General features: G+C 32.8%; 17 protein-coding genes. 7 read left to right on the forward strand and 10 right to left on the reverse strand.

The window, feature by feature from the left end; all coding sequences use genetic code 11:
- Nucleotides 1–38: 38 nt before the first annotated feature.
- From AAFN75_RS00620 to rpsF, 5 genes are all read right to left on the reverse strand, one after another.
- Nucleotides 39–506 carry a DUF6495 family protein gene (locus tag AAFN75_RS00620; RefSeq protein ID WP_144117829.1) on the reverse strand — a complete coding sequence of 156 codons (468 nt, stop codon included), beginning with the start codon at nt 504–506 and terminating at the stop codon, nt 39–41.
- Nucleotides 507–566: 60 nt separating this feature from the next.
- Complete coding sequence (locus AAFN75_RS00625; RefSeq protein ID WP_411807785.1) at nt 567–3,677, reverse strand: carboxypeptidase regulatory-like domain-containing protein; 3,111 nt, start codon at nt 3,675–3,677, stop codon at nt 567–569.
- A 138-nt stretch (nt 3,678–3,815) separates the two neighbouring features.
- Nucleotides 3,816–4,259: a 50S ribosomal protein L9 gene (gene rplI / locus AAFN75_RS00630; RefSeq protein ID WP_411807786.1), complete on the reverse strand. Its 444-nt coding sequence runs from the start codon at nt 4,257–4,259 to the stop codon at nt 3,816–3,818.
- Between the two features lie 13 nt (nt 4,260–4,272).
- Nucleotides 4,273–4,572 (reverse strand): 30S ribosomal protein S18, encoded by a 300-nt coding sequence (rpsR, locus tag AAFN75_RS00635; protein ID WP_172625923.1) that lies wholly within the window; start codon nt 4,570–4,572, stop codon nt 4,273–4,275.
- On the reverse strand, nt 4,572–4,910 hold the full coding sequence (rpsF, locus tag AAFN75_RS00640) for a 30S ribosomal protein S6 (protein ID WP_092853393.1): 339 nt from the start codon (nt 4,908–4,910) through the stop codon (nt 4,572–4,574). The genes rpsR and rpsF overlap by 1 nt, the downstream gene beginning before the upstream one ends.
- 211 nt (nt 4,911–5,121) lie before the next feature.
- Between rpsF and AAFN75_RS00645 the strand changes: the two genes are divergently transcribed.
- Nucleotides 5,122–5,817 (forward strand): LytR/AlgR family response regulator transcription factor, encoded by a 696-nt coding sequence (locus AAFN75_RS00645; protein WP_019388305.1) that lies wholly within the window; start codon nt 5,122–5,124, stop codon nt 5,815–5,817.
- Nucleotides 5,818–6,041: 224 nt separating this feature from the next.
- Here AAFN75_RS00645 and priA read toward each other — a convergent pair whose 3' ends face one another.
- The 4 genes from priA to nadC form a co-directional block, all read right to left on the reverse strand.
- Nucleotides 6,042–8,492, reverse strand: coding sequence for a primosomal protein N' (gene priA, locus AAFN75_RS00650; protein WP_411807787.1), 2,451 nt, complete (start codon nt 8,490–8,492; stop codon nt 6,042–6,044).
- A gap of 34 nt (nt 8,493–8,526) precedes the next feature.
- A complete protein-coding gene (locus tag AAFN75_RS00655; protein WP_144117834.1) occupies nt 8,527–8,949 on the reverse strand; it encodes a DUF2147 domain-containing protein in 423 nt (140 codons plus the stop codon).
- Nucleotides 8,950–8,951: 2 nt separating this feature from the next.
- Nucleotides 8,952–9,893: a YihY/virulence factor BrkB family protein gene (locus AAFN75_RS00660; RefSeq protein WP_411807788.1), complete on the reverse strand. Its 942-nt coding sequence runs from the start codon at nt 9,891–9,893 to the stop codon at nt 8,952–8,954.
- Between the two features lie 76 nt (nt 9,894–9,969).
- Nucleotides 9,970–10,830, reverse strand: a complete 861-nt coding sequence (nadC, locus tag AAFN75_RS00665; RefSeq protein WP_144117836.1) for a carboxylating nicotinate-nucleotide diphosphorylase — start codon at nt 10,828–10,830, stop codon at nt 9,970–9,972.
- Between the two features lie 339 nt (nt 10,831–11,169).
- On the opposite strand from nadC, the gene rlmH reads away from it, so the two are divergent.
- Nucleotides 11,170–11,643: a 23S rRNA (pseudouridine(1915)-N(3))-methyltransferase RlmH gene (gene rlmH / locus AAFN75_RS00670; RefSeq protein ID WP_411807789.1), complete on the forward strand. Its 474-nt coding sequence runs from the start codon at nt 11,170–11,172 to the stop codon at nt 11,641–11,643.
- 123 nt (nt 11,644–11,766) lie between these two features.
- Here the strand turns inward: rlmH and AAFN75_RS00675 are convergent, their stop codons facing one another.
- The gene (locus tag AAFN75_RS00675) at nt 11,767–12,066 is read right to left on the reverse strand and encodes an HPF/RaiA family ribosome-associated protein (RefSeq protein ID WP_144117838.1); all 300 of its coding nucleotides are present in this window, start codon (nt 12,064–12,066) and stop codon (nt 11,767–11,769) included.
- Nucleotides 12,067–12,235: 169 nt separating this feature from the next.
- Between AAFN75_RS00675 and AAFN75_RS00680 the strand changes: the two genes are divergently transcribed.
- From AAFN75_RS00680 to AAFN75_RS00700, 5 genes are all read left to right on the forward strand, one after another.
- Nucleotides 12,236–12,823, forward strand: coding sequence for a non-canonical purine NTP diphosphatase (locus tag AAFN75_RS00680; RefSeq protein ID WP_411807790.1), 588 nt, complete (start codon nt 12,236–12,238; stop codon nt 12,821–12,823).
- Nucleotides 12,824–12,878: 55 nt separating this feature from the next.
- Entirely contained in the window at nt 12,879–15,104 is a 2,226-nt protein-coding gene (locus AAFN75_RS00685; protein WP_411807791.1) for a RelA/SpoT family protein, read from the forward strand.
- 174 nt (nt 15,105–15,278) lie between these two features.
- Nucleotides 15,279–15,737 (forward strand): Fur family transcriptional regulator, encoded by a 459-nt coding sequence (locus AAFN75_RS00690; RefSeq protein WP_411807792.1) that lies wholly within the window; start codon nt 15,279–15,281, stop codon nt 15,735–15,737.
- Nucleotides 15,738–15,746: 9 nt separating this feature from the next.
- Nucleotides 15,747–17,021: an adenylosuccinate synthase gene (locus tag AAFN75_RS00695; RefSeq protein WP_411807793.1), complete on the forward strand. Its 1,275-nt coding sequence runs from the start codon at nt 15,747–15,749 to the stop codon at nt 17,019–17,021.
- Nucleotides 17,022–17,135: 114 nt separating this feature from the next.
- Nucleotides 17,136–18,950, forward strand: coding sequence for an OstA-like protein (locus tag AAFN75_RS00700; protein WP_411807794.1), 1,815 nt, complete (start codon nt 17,136–17,138; stop codon nt 18,948–18,950).
- Nucleotides 18,951–18,964 lie beyond the last annotated feature (14 nt).

Raw genomic sequence — 18,964 nt, forward strand, 5'->3', positions numbered from 1 at the left:
ATTGGAATGGATTCCTGCCTGTACAGGAAAGACAGAATTTAATTTATAAGCTTATAAAAATACTTATACAATTCGCCTTTAGTAATAGAAGCGCCTTGTTCAATCATTTTAAACTTATCTACATTCTTATCATCGGAGTATGCCTTATCGGCTTGTAAAAACTCGACATTATCGTCCATTAAATTTTCACGCAACCAATCATAGCCTTCTTGGGTTGTAATATCTACATCATTTTTTAGGTTAACTACAATAGCATGCATTTTATCTTCTTTCAAATGAAACAAGTACATGTGTTGTGGTGCAAAATGCTCAAGATATTCTGCTTTATTTAAAGCACCTTCCCAAATTAAATCGCTAAATACATCTAATTCCATTTCAGCCAAATCCGGCTTATTGGCTTTTAAATTTGTCCACTCATCTGCTGTTATAGATTGAGTTGCTAAAAAGTTGATGAATTCTTGGTGTAATTCTTCAAATTGTTCTTTTGTAAGTCTACTATACTTCATAATAAAAAAAATGCGCCCCTTAATTAGGAGCGCAAATTTAAGAATATATATGCTATTTTCTTAGAAAATATAACGTAAACCTACTTGAGCTTGCCATCTAGAAGCTAAACTAGAATCGAAACCAAATGTCGTAGAATCTTGATCGCCGTTAAACGAATACGTTGGTACTCCAGAACCATCAACACTCACACCTATTGGTTGTACATTGTTTGGTTGTTGAATAATACCCCAATCTGAATTTAATAAGTTTCCAAAATTTAAGATATCAATACTAAATTGAATAGTATTTGTTTTATCTCCAGCTACCGTAATATTATAATCTTGCAAAAACTTAATATCCCAACGTCCTCTCCAAGGTGCTAAAGCTCCATAACGTTCTGCATATTGTCCTCGTCTTCCGTTTAAATAATCATCTTGCTGAATATAGTTTTCCAATGCTGCTGCATCACCTGCGCCAGAAAATTGCATTTGACTAATATCTCCAGAAGTTGGAATGTAAATTAAATCGTTTAATCCAGAACCATCGCCATTTATATCGCCACCATAAGTGTAGTTAAATCTTCCTCCTTGTGCATATTCAAAAAATGTAGAAATAGTTGTTCCCCATTTATCATTTCCGTAATTCCACTTTTTACTAGCAACACCAATAAAACGGTGTGTATCTCCATATTTAGAATACGATAATACATCGTTATTAACGTTTCCAACTGCAGGATTACCAACAAAAGCATCACTTGTAATTTCTGCTTCAATAGAGTTTACATCCTTAGAATTTAAGTAGCTATACGCTAACATGGTATAGAAACCACCTTGAAACGTTTTTTGAGCTTTTAAAGAAGCATTCCAAATTCTACCTTTATCAGAATTTGTAAAAACAAATGCTCCATCTCCAGGGTTTCCATCAAAAGTAAGAATATCGGCAGCCGTATAAATAGGTCTATTATCCACACCTTGTAAAGTTCCTGATGGCGTAGATAGTCCCCAATGCTGTACATGAGCACCATTTATATCTTTGGTATATGAAAGATCTGCTGTTAAAATTAATCCGCTTTCTAGTTTTTTATCGACACCTAAATTAGTACGCCAAACTTGAGGATACTTATAATCTGGATCTACAGCTTGCAAGAAAAATGCATCTGGCGCAGCAATTTGATTACCTAACCAAACAAAAGGAAAACGCCCTGTAAATAACCCTGAACCTCCACGAATTTGGAACGTATCATCGCCATGAACATCATAGTTAAAACCGATTCTTGGTGATACTAACCAATCGCTATTTGGCATTTGTGTATTGTCTATAGTAACAGATTCTCCTGTGCTAGGATCTTCATATTGTACATCTGGTAAAACAAAACCTCTATCTATAACATCCTGTGCTTTTTGAGCAGAATCAAAAAACAAAGGCTTATCAAAACGTAAACCATATGTTAATTTAAATTTTTCTGTAACGTTCCATTCATCTTGCATATAGAAAGATAATTGCCCAACATTAGTTTCTGCTAGCGCCCAACCTTCTCCATCAGGAACCGCATTATTAGCATTGAATGTATTTTGTGGTGAAGCAAAATCGTAGCTTGTAGCATCAAAATCATTAATATCAACAGATCCAAAAAGATCAAAACCGTAGCTTGTTAAATTGAACGAGTTATCAAATTCGAATTTTTCAAATGAAAACCCAACAGTAAAAGTATGGTCGCCTTGAAAAAAGTTTAAATTATCTGAAAATTGAAATACTTTTTGGTCTAACCTATTATGCGCTGAGAATGGCTCGTGTCCTGCTATAATGTAGTTTGAACCTCCTTTGGTTATATTAATAGAAGGTGCTGGTGTAGAAAATGGGTTTCTAAAGTCATTAAAATGCGTGTACCCAATTTGTAATTTATTAGCTGAAGTTTCTGAAAGTGTAGAATTTAACTCTAACTGTACCGATCTAAGTTCATTATTAATTTCGTAACCTGAGTTTTGAAATTGTAATGTATTTGCATTTGGCCCTCTAAACGCTATAGCTGTTGGATGCGCAGGCTTTTCTTTTGAAGCGTTAAGAAAATTATAAATAACCGCTAAACGGTTGTTATCGTTAATATTCCAGTCTAATTTAAAAATACCTTTAGTAGATCTTGCCGAATGTGTAAACCCTTGGTAAGCTCCGGGATCGTATCCAACAGCCAATAAGGCATCTCTAACTGCAATTAAATCGCTTTCTAAAACTCTAGATTCGCTAATACCACCAGAACCTGTGTTTGGTGTCCAGCCATTAGTTCCTAAATCATCGCGTTCATCTTTTTCAAAATTTGCAAAGAAGAATAATTTATTTTTTACAATTGGCCCTCCAATACTAACACCATATTGCGTTTGGTTTAAATCTGGTCTTGCAACCTCTTCTCCTTTTATCTTATTACCTGTTAAAGATTCATTTCTAGTAAACCCATAAACAGTTCCATGAAACTCATTTGTTCCACTTTTTGTAACAGCATTTACAGATGCTCCTGTAAATCCAGATTGTGTAACATCGTAAGGTGCTGTAGATACTTGAATTTGATCGATAGCATCTAAAGAAACAGGTTGCGAATCCGTTTGTCCACCTGGTGTTGCAGAATCCAATCCAAATGGATTATTAAAAATAGCACCATCTAAAGAGAAGTTATTAAACTGGTCGTTTCTACCTCCAAATGAATTCCCACTTGCGGTAGGCTCTAACCTTGTAAAATCTGATGCCGATCTAGAAATAGTTGGTAAACGGGTTAATTCCCGTCTGCCCACACTAGTTTCGGCTCCCGTTCTATCGCTACCAAAAGTACCAGTACCTTGGCCAGCTTGAATAACTACAGCATCAAGTTGTTCGCTATCATCAAGCATAACAATATCAATATTCTGTGTTTTTCCTAAAGTTAAATACACATCATTATATGATTGCTCCTTGTAACCTACAAAAGTGATTTTAATAGCGTAAGGGCCACCAATTCTTAAATTTAACAAGTTAAATCGACCATCAATATTCGATGCTGCACCATACTTTGTACCCGTAGGTGTATGGATAGCCACAATGTTAGCCCCAGGAAGTGGCTGCGAAGTTTCGTCTAAAATTAATCCTTTTATGTTAGAGGTTGTAACCTGCGAAAATGCAAGAACGCTAAAACACAATAAGAAGAAAGTAAGTGCTGTTTTTTTCATTTGAATACGTTATTTGAGTTAGTCTATAAATATTATGCGCACATAGTAATTATTCCAAACAAAAATAGCACAAAAAAAAGCCACTCGTAAGAGTGGCTTATCTTTATTTTAAGCTTTTATTAACTTTTTGTTAATTAATTAAGCTTGAGCAATAACTTCAAATTCTAAATCAACAGATACTTCTCTGTGTAAACGTACAACTGCTGTATATTTACCTAAACGCTTAACAGTAGTAACTGTTATGAATTTTTTATCTATCGTTTGTCCTTCTTTTTCTAAAGCTGCAGCAACATCAATGTTGTTTATAGATCCAAATAATTTGTCTCCAATACCAACTTTAGCAGGTATTTTAATTTCTAATGCTTTAACTGCTTCTGCAATTACATTAGCATCATCAACTATTTTCTTTTCTTTAAAAGCACGTTGCTTTAAATTTTCTGCTAAAACTTTCTTTGCAGAAACTGTAGCTAGAATCGCTTGTCCTTGAGGAATTAAAAAGTTTCTACCATAACCGTTCTTAACTGTTACAACATCGTCTTTAAATCCTAAATTTTCAACGTCTTGTTTTAATATAAGTTCCATTGTTATCGGTATTTTATTTTAATAAATCTCCTACGTAAGGCATTAATGCTAAATGACGTGCTCTTTTTACAGCTACAGCCACTTTTCTTTGATACTTTAATGACGTTCCTGTTAAACGACGAGGTAAAATTTTACCTTGCTCGTTAATAAAACGCATTAAAAAATCTGGATCTTTGTAATCTACATACTTAATTCCAGACTTTTGAAACATACAATATTTCTTAGTCTTGTTTGTATCAATATTAAGCGGTGTTAAATATCTAATTTCACCGTCTTTTTTTCCTTTTGATTGTTGTTCTATTGATGACATAATTAAGCTTTTTGTTTAAGTTTAACTCTTCTTCTTTCAGCCCAAGAAATAGCATGTTTATCTAACGCTACCGTTAAATAACGCATAAAACGCTCGTCACGTCTAAACTCAACTTCTAAAGGTGTAATAACTTCTCCGGGTACAGTGTACTCAAATAAATGGTAGAACCCACTTTTCTTGTTTTGAATTGGATAAGCTAATTTTTTAAGCCCCCAATCTTCTTTTGATACCATCTTAGCGCCGTTAGAAACAAGAAAATCTTCGTATTTCTTTACTGTTTCCTTTATCTGATCTTCAGATAAAACGGGATTTAAGATGAAAACAGTTTCATAATGATTCATAAAAATCTATTTTTATTGTTAAAAATTGGCTGCAAAAATAATTAAATTCTATATATTACACAATATTATTACTCCCTATTTTTGAAACAATTAAAAGCATTATTTTATTTGTTAACGAAATGTTAAAAAAAGCATTTAAACGATGTTTTTTGGTTTTTAACCGAAAAAATCGTACTATTGTCGATATCTTAACCGAAATAATATAAATGTTATGACTTTAAACTGTGTAGTAGTAGATGATTCAGCGATACAACGTCTGTCTATTGTTAAGTTAGTCGAGAATCACCCATCTCTTAACTTAATAGCGGAGTACAGTAGTGCTTTAGAAACTAAAAATGGTTTAAATACGCATCAAGTTGACTTAATTTTTTTAGACATTGAAATGCCAGTGCTAAATGGATTTGAACTTTTAGACGTATTAAACAACAAACCCCAAATTATTTTTGTAACCGGTAAAACAGAGTATGCTTTTAAAGCATTTAACTATGATGCTACCGATTATTTACATAAACCAATTACAAGAGAACGCTTTAATACTTCTGTAGATAAAGCTTTAGAGCAACATAGGTTGACTTTAGACTTTAATGAAGAGGAAGGCGAACATATTTTTGTAAAAAGTAACCTTAAAAAACGTAAAGTATATATTAAGGACATTAAATGGATTGAAGCACTTGGTGATTATGTAAAACTTGTTACTGAAGAAAACAGCTTAGTAGTACTTTCTACAATGAAATCTTTTGAAGCTGAATTACCTGAAGGGAAATTTTTAAGAATTCATAAATCTTACATCGTGAATCTAGATAAGATTGACAGATTCAACAGTAAAAATGTTGAAGTTGGCGCTTACGAAATTCCTTTAAGTAGAAATAAAAAGACCCAATTGGTTGATGCCTTAAATAATATTTAAAGTCTTTAAAAAAATTATGATGAATTCCGGACACTAGTCTAGAACGAATTATTTATAAAATTTGTTTACAAATTTCTATATCACTAAAAGTTATCGTCATTTAGAACTACCCTAACAAACGCAAAACCTTTTGTAATCAAGAAGCTATTATTAAAAGTAATAATAGCTTCTTTTATTTTAAATCTCAGGCTAAAACACAAAAAAACAGATTTGTTAAGAGATAACTAAAAATTATCCACATTTAGAATAACCCTAACCGACCTAAAATCTTTTACACTCATAAAGCTGTTATTAATTTTAATAATAGCTTCTTTTGTTTTTGCTAACGATTGTTGTTTAGGGATTTTAACCAAAATGTTTTTATGAAACTGATTTCTAATTCTAGCAACCGGTGGCGACTCTGGCCCCAACACATTATCCTTAAACACCTGCCTTAAGGACTTAGCAAACCAAATAGATGCCGTCTCTACCCTATTATAATCCTTATGTTTTAAAGTAATTTTTATCTGCTTGTAAACCGGCGGATATTTAAAATTATAGCGATCGTTCATTTGCTCCTTAAACATATCTATATAATTATTGGTAGATACTTGTTGCAAAATATTATGATACGGATTATACGTCTGTATTAAAACCTTACCACGCTCTTCGGTACGTCCTGCCCTACCAGATACTTGCTGCATAAGCTGAAAACTACGCTCGTGTGCTCTAAAATCAGGGAAATTAAGCATATTATCGGCATTCATGATACCAACTAGCTTTACATTTCTAAAATCTAAACCCTTGGTTAGCATCTGAGTACCCACCAAAATATCAATTTCTTGTTGCTCTAAAGCAGTAATTATTTTCTCGTAACCATATTTGCCTCGTGTGGTATCCAAATCCATTCGGGCTACTTTATGCTCAGGAAAAAGCAATTTCACTTCTTCTTCTATTTGCTCTGTACCAAAACCTTTATTGTCTAAATCCTGACCACCACAGGCCTCACAATTTTGCTTCATAGCAGAATTATAACCACAATAATGGCAGCGCAATTGATTTCTATATTGATGGTAGGTTAAACTTACATCGCAATTAGGACATTGCGGCGAGTGCCCACATGTATTACACTCCACAATTGGCGAGAATCCACGCCGGTTTTGAAATAATATAATTTGATGCCCTTCACTTAACGTTTCCTGCATTTCTTCAATCAACCTATCGCTAAAATGCCCTTTCATGCGTTTTTTTTTCAGCTTATCCTTAATATCAACCAATTCAATATCGGGCATTAAAACATCGTTATAACGCTTTGTAATTTCAACAAACCCATATTTATTTTGCCGCGCATTAAAGTAACTTTCTAAACTTGGAGTAGCAGAACCTAACAGTGTTTTAGCCTTGTGCATGTGGGCTAAAACTGCAGCAGTATCGCGCGCATGGTAACGTGGTGCAGGATCAAATTGTTTAAACGATTGTTCGTGCTCCTCATCCACTATAATTAATCCTAAATTATTGAAAGGTAAAAATATAGATGAGCGTGCGCCTAATACTATTCTCGCTTTCGCAGAATTGTGCAATACATTATTCCACACCTCAACACGCTCATGCGTTGAGTATTTAGAATGAAAAACAGCAACCTGCTCCCCAAAGTAATTTTGAAGTCTTGTAACCAACTGTGTGGTTAAAGCTATTTCGGGTAGTAAATATAAAACCTGTTTTCCTTGTTGAAGTACATCTTCAATAAGTTTTACATACACCTCGGTTTTACCTGACGATGTTACACCATGTAATAAGGTAACGTGATGTTTTTCAAAAGACGCTTTTATTTCTGTTAAGGCTGTTTTTTGATACTCATTAAGTCTTTTAGAAGCTTCGGTTTCTTCGCCAGAATACTCTACTCTATCCCTTTGAATATAATATTCTTTAAGTACACCTTTATCAATTAAAGATTTTATAATTGAGCTAGACGCCCCACTTTCTGTAGTTAAATCGGTTACTTTTACAGGCTTTTTAGTTTTGGCAGAAATAGAAAACAAAGTCATAACAACATCCCGTTGTTTTGGTGCTCTACTCAAATCATCCAACAATTTATGAAGCTCAACCTCGGCAGTAAAATGAGTATCTAACTTAACATAACGTACCAATTTTGGCTTATACTTTTCGTAAACCTCTTCCTCTACAGTAATAACCTCTTTCTCAATAAGCCTTTTAATTACAGAAAGCACATTCTTTTTATCTAAAATACTGGATATATCATGAATCTTTAAAGACGACTGATGGTTCAACGCTTCGTAAACCAAAAACTCATCATCTTTTAATATAGACTCATCAATAGTCTTAACATTGTTTTTAGTAATTACTGTTTCGCTTTCTAAAATAAAAGCTCTTGGTAATGAAGCACGCATAACATCTCCCAAAGTACACATATAATACTCCGATATCCAGTTCCAAAGTTTTAATTGGTATTCATTTACTACAGGTGATTCATCCAATATTTGCTGAATATCTTTCGCCTCATAAGCCGATGGCGCATTTTCATGAATGCCATACACAATGCCAGTATAAATTTTAGATTTTCCAAAAGGAACAGCTACGCGCATGCCTACTTTTAAAAAATCGGCCTCGGCAGCAGTTATGCTATACGTAAATAGCTTTTGAAGCGGTATAGGAATTATAACGTCTATAAAGTGCAAACGGCGTATAGTTTAATGTTATAAAAAAAATGAATTATTGATGACGAATCCAATATTGTGTAAGGTATAAAAACGCAATATAACCACGAACTTGAAGCTTTCCTGTTTCCTCAATTAGCTTTATTCTGCACTTATATTCTTTTCCATTTTCAGCATCGAAAATAGTACCGTTTTTATAATATTCGTCCTGTTTTTCGAGCTCATTAATAATAACCATGCCTAGAATTGGTTTATCTTTTTTATCACCTTCACAATCTTGACACAAGGTGTTTTTATCAAACGGCTCTAATATTTCTATAACCTTACCAAAAATCTTACCGTTTTCTTCATAAATATCTACAATACATTTATGCGCGCCTGTTTCATCATCAACCGTTTTCCATTGTCCTAAAATATCTTGAGATTGCACCGTTAGCGACAAACAATAAAACAATATAAAACACATACAATTCTTCATAACTAAAAGCTTTTTCTAAGTTTATTTAATGAGGCATTCAATTCGTAACCCAACAATAAAATATTAGAGTTAAGCCACAGGTAAAATAATAATATTAATAACGCTCCAATAGAACCATATAGTTTGTTGTATTGTCCAAAATTTTCAATATAAATACCAAACAAATAAGACGTTAATATAATAAGAAACGTTGTAAATATGGCTCCTATAGAAAAGAATTTAGATTCGCGCCCTTCTCTTGTTCCAAAATAATACAAGGTAGCTGTTGCCATATATACCATAACCACAAAAAACAGATATTGCACCACATTGGTCCAATATACGCCTTCGGAATCTACATGATAACCTCTATCCTCGAAAACAGTTATCAACTCTTGCACTACATATATTTGAATATATCCAAGTACAATAATGGTAAAAATAAGTAAAAAAGCTAATATTAGGGCTATACCTAAGGCATACAAATATTGTTTAAATACATTGCGAGTTAATTGCTCGTGATAAGAGTTTTCGAATCCAGAAAAAACAGCGTTTACACCATTGGCCATCAATGCTACCGACAACACAAAAACGGAAGACAACAACCCACCACGTTGCGATTGGTCTATATTTTCAAAAATATTTTCAAAGAAAAAATCTGAGGTACTTGGTGGTAAAAACGATTCTAGAAATTGTAAAAATTCAATTTTAAAATCATCAATAGGAACGTAAGGGATAATAATTAAAACAAATAATAAAAAAGGAAATATAGCAGTAAAGAAGCTAAATGCTATAGCACTAGCTCGTGTTGTTAAAGCGCCTTTTACAATACCTGTAATGTACAACACAAGTAAATCGTAAAATGACAACCCTTCAAGTCCTGGAAGTTTTATCTGTTTAAAAAACCGTACCAAAATATTAATACCTGGTATTTTATCGAGTTTTTCATCAAGAGGTTTGGACATTAATAAATTGCGTTATAATTCTATATAGCAAAGTTATTAAAATTAAAAAGTAAAAAGGCGTTTATAAAAAAGTTAATTACTTTATAGCCTTTAAACTTAAATCCATGTTGTGCACAGAATGTGTTAAAGCACCGCATGAAATATAATTTACGCCGCATTCGGCATAGTGTCTAATTGTAGTTTCGTTAATATTACCTGAAGACTCCGTAAGGCATTTATCTCCAATTAACTTTACAGCTTTTCTAGTATCTTCATAATCAAAGTTATCTAGTAAAATTCTATAAACACCTTCGTTATTTAAAATTTCTTGAACCTCAGATAAATCTCTAGCTTCGACCATAATTTGAAGATCCCTTTTAGTTTCGTTCAAATAATCTTTAGTCATTTCAATGGCTTTTGTAATACCTCCTGCAAAATCGATGTGATTATCTTTAAGCATAATCATATCATACAATGCAAACCTATGGTTTTCGCCACCACCAATTTTAACAGCCCATTTTTCCAACACACGAATACCTGGAGTTGTTTTTCTTGTATCTAAAATTCTAGTTTTGGTACCTTCAACCAAATCAACAAACATTCTAGTTTTTGTAGCAATCGCACTCATACGTTGCATCGCGTTTAATACCGTACGCTCTGCTTTTAAAATAGATTGCGATGGACCTTCAACATACATTACGATATCTCCATAAGTTACCTCGGTACCATCTTCAATACGAACATCTAGTTTTAGATTTTTATCAACATAAGCAAACACCTTTTTGGCAAAATTAACACCACCAATAATTCCTTTATCTTTAACTAAAAGTTTAGCTTTCCCTCTAGCGTTTGCAGGAATGCAAGCTAAGGAACTATGATCGCCGTCTCCAACATCTTCTCGAATGGCATTTTCAATAATCATCTTAACTTCTGTGTCAAACTGCTCTTGTGTTATCATAATAGTTTTTTAGTTAATCCGAGCAAAAATAAGAAATAGATTCACTAAATTAAATTTTACAATTACGAATTTTCTATTTTTTTCTTATTTAAATGTATTATTCATAAAGAATATGTGTGTTTTTTTACATTTCGAATTAACTAATAGTTTAAAAATCATTGTTTTTAGCATTTCAAGTTACCAATTATGAGCTCATTATGATTCTAACTTAAAATATATTTAATTTGTCTATTGAATAAAATAATCCAAAATCGACTGAATTAGAATTTAAGCTATTCTTTGTTTTTTTGGTCTTGCTTTACCGTTTTAAGCAAAAAACTATTAAATGATTTCAACTAAATGACTATTACCCTAATTACAATTGGTAAAACAGACAACAAACAACTTACGGCCTTAATAGCAGATTATACCAAACGCTTGGGCCATTACATAAAGTTTAATTTAGAGGTTATTCCGGATGTAAAAAATTCTAAAAACTTAAGCGAAACCCAACAAAAAGAAAAAGAAGGCGAGCTCATTTTAAATAAAACCAAACCTACAGACACCTTAATATTGCTAGACGAAAACGGTAAACAGCTCGATTCTGTTGCTTTTTCAACGTACTTACAAAAACATATGAATTCCGGAATAAAACGACTTGTATTTGTTATTGGAGGTCCTTATGGTTTTTCTGAAGACATTTATAAAAAAGCAAACGGGAAACTATCCTTATCTAAAATGACGTTTTCTCATCAAATGATTCGCTTATTTTTTATAGAGCAGCTGTATCGAGGCTTCACAATCTTGAAGAACGAACCGTACCACCATAGGTAAATTGACAGTCGCAGTCTCAGTTTTCAGTACTTACTCAGACTTAAAAAAATTAAATAAAAAAGATGACTAAAAACTAATTTTAAGCCATCTTTTTTTTTGGTTATAAGGTCTTCCCACTAACCATTAATGTGTTTTATATATCTCTTTGCGCTTTTTAAGTTGTCGCTCTAAATCGCTTATAGTTTCTCTTACCGATACCTCAAAATTATGCTCGTTCGATGTTGCAAAAATCCGTGGTCCTGGTAAACTTAATTCTATATTACAAATTTTACCTTTATCGTGATCTTTATCATCTTGCTTAAAGTGCACAGCCGCATTTATTAAAAACTCATATCTGTTAAACAATTTTTCTAACTTCTCCTTTGTGAATAATGAAAGTGTTTCACTTACATCCACTCCTACATACTGAAAATTTACTGTCATAGTCGTTCTCTTTTAATGTTTAAATATTACCCCAATATACACGTTTTTTACATAAAAAAAAGAAACAAAAATCATAAAATGGTGCTAAAATTTTATTTAGAAAAATAAATACCCCCCATTGTTATTTAAAATCAATAAATAGTACTTTTGAAAGTATAAAAAATTATATATGCAACTCGTTTTCGCAACCAACAACTTAAATAAGGTTAAAGAAGTTCAAGCTTTAATTCCTTCTGAAATAAAAATACTTAGTTTAAAAGATATAGAATGTTTCGAGGATATTCCTGAAACACAAAACACTATAGAAGGTAATGCTATTCAAAAAGCAGAATATATAAAAACCCATTACGGTTATGATTGTTTTGCTGACGATACAGGTCTAGAAGTTGAAGCTTTAAACGGTGTTCCGGGAGTTTATTCTGCACGATATGCCGGAGAACAAAAGGATGCCAACAACAATATGGATAAATTACTGGAAGCTTTACAAAACAATACTAATAAAAACGCGCAATTTAAAACCGTTGTTGCGCTTAATTTAAATAATAAGACACAAACGTTTACGGGAATATGCCAAGGAAGCATAACAACTTCTAAACATGGTGATAAAGGTTTTGGATACGATCCTATTTTTAAACCAAACAACTTTAATATTACGTTTGCCGAAATGGATTTGTCTACAAAAAACAGCATTGGACATCGCGGAAAAGCCGTTACTAAACTAGTCCGATTTTTAAAACTTCTTAAAGAAAAAAATTAGCAAAAAAAGTATATTGGGTGTTGGCTATTAATTTTCTTTATCTTACTTTTAATTTATGACAGAGGAAGCTATAGAAAAAGAGAATGCTACTATTGCCAAAGCCTACAAGGAATTATTAAAAGTTAGTTACACCACACTTTCTAACGACGATAAAAAACTAATTCGTAGTGCTTTTGAGGTAGCTTTAGACGGCCATAAAGACCAAAGAAGAAAATCTGGAGAAGCTTATATTTTCCATCCCATTGCAGTGGCCAAAATTGTAGCGCAAGAAATTGGGCTAGATGCAACCTCTATTGCAGCTGCTTTACTTCATGATGTTGTGGAAGACAGTCCAGATTATGAAGTTAAGGACATTGAAAAGAAATTCGGAAAAACCATTGCAACTATTGTGGATGGTCTAACAAAAATATCCTCCTTAAGTAAAGAAAAGGATATGGATGTGTCCTTACAAGCAGAGAATTTTCGTAAAATGCTACTAACCCTAAATGATGATGTAAGGGTTATTATTATAAAAATTGCAGATAGGCTTCACAATATGCAAACCATGGACTCTATGCGTCCTGATAAACAAGTTAAAATTGCATCTGAAACCTTATATATTTATGCGCCATTAGCACATAGAATTGGCTTATATAATATTAAAACCGAACTTGAAGATTTAGGATTAAAATATACCGAACCTGAGGTTTACGACGACATTCTTCATAAAATAAAAGAAAGTAAAGAGGAACAAGACGAGTATATAACTCAGTTTAGCGATGTTATAAAAAACTCACTCGATAAAGAGAATTTAAGATATAATATAAAAGGAAGACCCAAGTCTATATTTTCTATTAGAAAGAAAATGATAAACCAGGGTGTTACTTTTGATGAAGTCTACGATAAGTTTGCTATCCGAATTATTTACAAATGTGACGCAGACCCGCAGAATGAAAAGTTTATTGCTTGGAAAATATACTCCATAGTAACAGATCACTTTAGGCCCAACCCTATTCGATTACGCGATTGGATTTCATCCCCAAAATCAACTGGTTATGAAGCCCTTCATATTACAGTAATGGGACCAAAAGGACGCTGGGTAGAAGTACAAATACGTAGTGAGCGTATGCATGAAATTGCCGAAAAAGGCTATGCGGCCCACTACAAATACAAACAAGGTAGCGAGAAAGAAGACAATTTAGAAAGCTGGATAAACAGATTACAAGAAGCATTGGAAAATCCAGAAATGAATGCTGTAGATTTTGTAGAGCAGTTTAAACTCAACCTTTACTCCAAAGAAATATTTGTATTTACTCCTGGTGGAGATTTAAAATCGCTTCCAAAAGGTGCAACAGCTCTAGATTTTGCCTTTAGCATTCATACCGAGGTTGGCATGAAAACGCGTGGGGCTAAAGTAAATGGCAAGCTGGAACCTTTAAGTCATGTTTTAAATAGTGGCGATCAGGTTGATATTTTAACTTCCGATAGTGTAAAACCTAATCCCAACTGGTTAGATTATGCAACAACAGCTAGAGCCAGAAGTAAAATTAAATCGGCTTTAAAGGAGGATAAAAAGATAATTGCCGAAGACGGAAAAGAAATACTAAGACGTAAATTAAAACAATTAAAAATTACGCTTGATGAAACTTCCGTTAACGAAATGGTTAATTTCTTTAAGCTTAAAACAAGTCTCGATTTATTTTACAGAATTGGTCTTGGCTCTATAGATAACACCATGTTAAAAAGCTATGCTTCGTCACGAAGCAATGCTTTAATGAGTTATATTAAAAATAAAATTTCTAGAAAAACAACCATCTCGAAAGAGGAGTTAGAAAAACAAGAAATTACTTTAAAATATGATTCTATTGTATTTGGTAAAGACGAAGAAAAATTAGATTACAAAATAGCAAATTGTTGTAACCCAATACCTGGCGATCGTGTTTTTGGGTTTTTAACCGTAAAGGAAGGCATTAAGGTGCACAAAAAAAATTGCCCTAACGCTGTTAGCTTGCAATCTAATTACTCTTACAGAATCATGGAAGCTAAGTGGATTGATTCCTCTCAGCAAGAATTTTTAGTTAAAATAGAATTAACAGGAATTGATCATATCGGGCTTGTAAACGATATTACTAAAATAGTATCTTCCAACATGCATGTAAACATGAAAAGCATCAGTTTTGAAACTAACGCTGGTCTTTTTTCAGGAAAAATTAACGTTGTTGTTAAGAATAATACCATAATTAGAAAACTATTAGAAAAACTCAAAAAAATTAACGGCATAGATAAAGTTAGAAGGGTTTAGTTAAAATCATCTATTTTTGTTTAAACACTTTTTTGAATATATATTGTTAATATTTTATAACATAGCCTTGCTACGCTTGTGTTTTCAACCATGTAGACACATAAAATTAGTTAATAAAATTCCATCAACATATTCTAAACAGTCTATAAAAAAAGTGTAAATTTGCAACGAATTATGGATGAAAATATAGATTCGAAAAATCAAGAGATTGTTAAAGGCGTATTTACTAGCTTTTTAGAAACAAACGGGCATCGCAAAACACCTGAACGCTATGCTATACTTCAAGAAATTTATAATAACAAAGAACATTTTGATATAGAATCCCTGTATCTTAACATGAAAAACAAAAAGTATCGTGTGTCTCGTGCTACATTATATAATACTATCGAGTTACTGTTAGATTGTAAATTGGTTAGAAAACACCAATTTGGAAAAAACCAGGCACACTACGAGAAATCTTATTTTGATAGACAGCATGATCATGTTATTCTTACCGATACTGGTGAAGTTATTGAGTTTTGTGATCCTCGAATTCAATCCATAAAAAAAACGATCGAAGAAGTTTTCGATATAGAAATTAATAACCACTCGCTCTATTTTTACGGAAATAGAAAATCAACAACTAATAACTAATTTTTTAAGATGGCAGTAGATTTACTACTTGGACTACAATGGGGAGACGAAGGCAAAGGAAAAATTGTTGACGTACTTACCTCTAACTACAATATTATTGCACGTTTTCAAGGTGGACCGAACGCAGGACACACCTTAGTTTTTAACGGAAAAAAACATGTATTACACACCATTCCTTCAGGAATTTTTCATGACGAAGCCACCAACCTTGTTGGAAATGGCGTAGTTATAGATCCTGTAATTTTTAAAGGTGAACTTGATAAATTAGAAGAACAAAATGTTGACTACAGAAAATCATTAATGATTTCTAGAAAGGCACATATTATCTTACCAACTCATAGATTACTTGATGCTGCTAGTGAAACCTCTAAAGGAAAAGCTAAAATTGGTTCTACTTTAAAAGGTATTGGTCCAACATACATGGACAAAACTGGTAGAAACGGTATTCGTGTTGGCGATTTAGAATTAAGTGATTGGAAAGACAAATATAGAGCTCTAGCAGATAAGCATGAGTCTATGATTGCTTTTTACAATGTTGAAATAGAATACGATTTAAAAGAACTAGAAACCGAATTTTTTAAAGCTGTTGAAGTTTTAAAATCTTTAAAGTTTATCGATTCGGAGGAATATATCTATCAAGCACAAAAATCTGGACAAACTATTTTAGCCGAAGGTGCTCAAGGATCTTTACTAGATATCGATTTTGGAACCTACCCATTTGTTACTTCAAGTAACACAACTGCAGCTGGTGCTTGTACTGGTTTAGGGGTGGCTCCAAATCAAATTGGCGAAGTGTTTGGTATTTTTAAAGCATATACAACACGTGTAGGTTCTGGCCCATTCCCTACCGAGTTATTTGATGATGATGGCGCAATGATGGCTAAAGTAGGTAACGAATTTGGAGCAACTACCGGTCGCCCAAGACGTTGCGGATGGTTAGATTTAGTAGCCTTAAAATATGCTTGTCAAGTAAACGGTGTTACACAATTAATGATGATGAAAGGCGATGTACTTTCTGGTTTTAAAACATTAAAAGTGTGCACAGCTTATAAATATAAAGGTGAAGTTATTGAACATTTACCATATAATATTGAACCTGAAAACGTAGAACCTATATACACTGATTTTAGTGGTTGGAATGAGGACTTAACAGAAATGTCTGAAGCGTCCCAAATGCCAAAAGCACTTAACGCATATATTGAGTTTTTAGAAAAAGAATTAGAAATTCCTATCACGATAGTTTCTGTTGGACCGGATAGAAAACAAACAATCTTTAGAAAATAATTTTTTCGAAATATTAATTACAAAAAAACGCTTCAAAAATTATTGAGGCGTTTTTTGTTTCAATATACTCAATCATCATATTTATCGTTATTTTTGCTATAAATCATTTAAACTTTGAACAAACTACACCTTTTACTTTTTACACTTTTTATTGGTTTTGTTTCAATAACAGGTGCTCAAGAAAAAAAGAAAATTAAAATAGAATACGCTGGTAAATTAACCATTGATGATGAAAATTACCCTGGCGCTAAAATTTTAACTCGAGATGATGCACAACAGGTTCATATAGAACATGGAGGTGCAAATATGTGGTGCGACAAGGCTATACATTACAGTAAGGATAACTTTATTGAAGCTTATGGTAATGTAAAGCTAAAACAAGGCGATACTATAAATATGACTTCTAAGTATATTGAGTACAGCGGTATTACCGAATTAGCGTTTGCTAGTGGCGATGTGGTGATGACAGATCCAAATTCCACCATTACTTCAGACACCCTATATATGGATCGCACAAGGCAACAGGCCTATTATAGAAGCGGCGGAACGGTTGTAAAAGATTCATCGGGTACCATTACAAGTAAAATTGGAAGGTATTACATGGATCAAAAAAAATATCAATTTGTTGAAGATGTTGTTTTGGTTAGTGAAGAATCAACTATAAATTCAGATTTCTTCGATTTTTATTCAGACACTGGTTATGCTTACCTTTTTGGACCATCTACAATAACCACAGAAGAGAGTAAAACTTACTGCGAAAAAGGGTTTTATGACACGGAAAACAAAGTGGGTTATGCGCTTAAAAAAGCTAGAATCGATTATGATGATAGAATCATTGAAGGCGATAGTTTATTTTTTGATAATAACAAAAGTTTCGCTTCGGCTTCCAATAATATAAAAATTACAGACACTATAAATAACAGTATTGTTAAAGGACATTATGCCGAAGTATTTAAGGAAAAGGATTCTTTATTTATTACAAAACGTGCCTTGGCAATTACCGTTCAAGAAAACGATTCTATTTATATTCATGCCGATAGAATAATGGTTACGGGAAAACCAGAAAATCGTATTATTAATGCATACTACAACGCAAGAATTTTTAAAACAGATCTTAGTGGAAAATCAGATTCTATTCATTCTGATGAAAAAACAGGCATCACCAAATTAATAAATATTCCACGACTTTCTAAAGGTGATAAGTTTTCAGTAGTACGAAAACCTATTCTTTGGAATTTAGAAAATCAAATGACAGGCGACACGATTCATTTAATTTCAAACCCTGAATCAGAAAAAATAGATTCACTATTAGTTTTTGAAAACGCTTTTGTTATCAGTCGAGATACAATTAGCGAAAACGGATACAATCAAATTAACGGAAAGCGCTTAGTAGGATTATTTAATGACAAAAATGAATTAAATCAAGTTGATGTTACCAAAAATGCACAGTCTATATTTTACGCTAGAAACGATAAGCAAGAACTTATAGGTATCGATAAATCTAAATCTGGTAGTATTTCCATTTTATTTGCTGATGGCGACATAGATGAATACACAAGGTATAACCAAATTGATGGGAACCTATTTCCGGAATCAAAATTCCCTGAGAAAGAAAAATTCTTAAAAGGTTTTGATTGGCGTGAAGATGAGCGTCCGCGAAGCGTTGACGATTTATTTAAAGACGACCCACCTCTAGAATTACCGGTAATTAAAGGTTTAGAAGACTATATACCGCAAGAAGATTTTGTTGACGATGCCATGGTTGAACGCATAAAAGAAGCCGACGAGAGAAATAAAACATCTAGCAATATCACTTCTAAAGCTTCAAGAAACTTACCTAAGCCCATTAAAAAGACCAATGGTGGTCCAGTAAAAAAAACTATTAGTAAGGTACAGAAGCAAAAAGTTTCTAAACCAACTATAGAGTAATACCTTAAAAGGAT

It is taken from the genome of Algibacter sp. AS12, assembly GCF_046736315.1.
Classification (GTDB): Bacteria; Bacteroidota; Bacteroidia; order Flavobacteriales; family Flavobacteriaceae; genus Algibacter_B; species Algibacter_B amylolyticus.

What these genes read in the sequence shown, in the direction of transcription:
- nadC (WP_144117836.1), bottom strand. Translation starts at nt 10,830, where the DNA reads ATGATAACACAAGAGCAGTTTGACACAGAAGTTAAGATGATTATTGAA.
- AAFN75_RS00660 (WP_411807788.1), bottom strand. Translation starts at nt 9,893, where the DNA reads ATGTCCAAACCTCTTGATGAAAAACTCGATAAAATACCAGGTATTAAT.
- AAFN75_RS00685 (WP_411807791.1), top strand. Translation starts at nt 12,879, where the DNA reads ATGACAGAGGAAGCTATAGAAAAAGAGAATGCTACTATTGCCAAAGCC.
- AAFN75_RS00690 (WP_411807792.1), top strand. Translation starts at nt 15,279, where the DNA reads ATGGATGAAAATATAGATTCGAAAAATCAAGAGATTGTTAAAGGCGTA.
- AAFN75_RS00625 (WP_411807785.1), bottom strand. Translation starts at nt 3,677, where the DNA reads ATGAAAAAAACAGCACTTACTTTCTTCTTATTGTGTTTTAGCGTTCTT.
- AAFN75_RS00675 (WP_144117838.1), bottom strand. Translation starts at nt 12,066, where the DNA reads ATGACAGTAAATTTTCAGTATGTAGGAGTGGATGTAAGTGAAACACTT.
- rlmH (WP_411807789.1), top strand. Translation starts at nt 11,170, where the DNA reads ATGACTATTACCCTAATTACAATTGGTAAAACAGACAACAAACAACTT.
- rplI (WP_411807786.1), bottom strand. Translation starts at nt 4,259, where the DNA reads ATGGAACTTATATTAAAACAAGACGTTGAAAATTTAGGATTTAAAGAC.
- AAFN75_RS00645 (WP_019388305.1), top strand. Translation starts at nt 5,122, where the DNA reads ATGACTTTAAACTGTGTAGTAGTAGATGATTCAGCGATACAACGTCTG.
- AAFN75_RS00620 (WP_144117829.1), bottom strand. Translation starts at nt 506, where the DNA reads ATGAAGTATAGTAGACTTACAAAAGAACAATTTGAAGAATTACACCAA.
- AAFN75_RS00655 (WP_144117834.1), bottom strand. Translation starts at nt 8,949, where the DNA reads ATGAAGAATTGTATGTGTTTTATATTGTTTTATTGTTTGTCGCTAACG.
- AAFN75_RS00680 (WP_411807790.1), top strand. Translation starts at nt 12,236, where the DNA reads ATGCAACTCGTTTTCGCAACCAACAACTTAAATAAGGTTAAAGAAGTT.
- AAFN75_RS00695 (WP_411807793.1), top strand. Translation starts at nt 15,747, where the DNA reads ATGGCAGTAGATTTACTACTTGGACTACAATGGGGAGACGAAGGCAAA.
- rpsF (WP_092853393.1), bottom strand. Translation starts at nt 4,910, where the DNA reads ATGAATCATTATGAAACTGTTTTCATCTTAAATCCCGTTTTATCTGAA.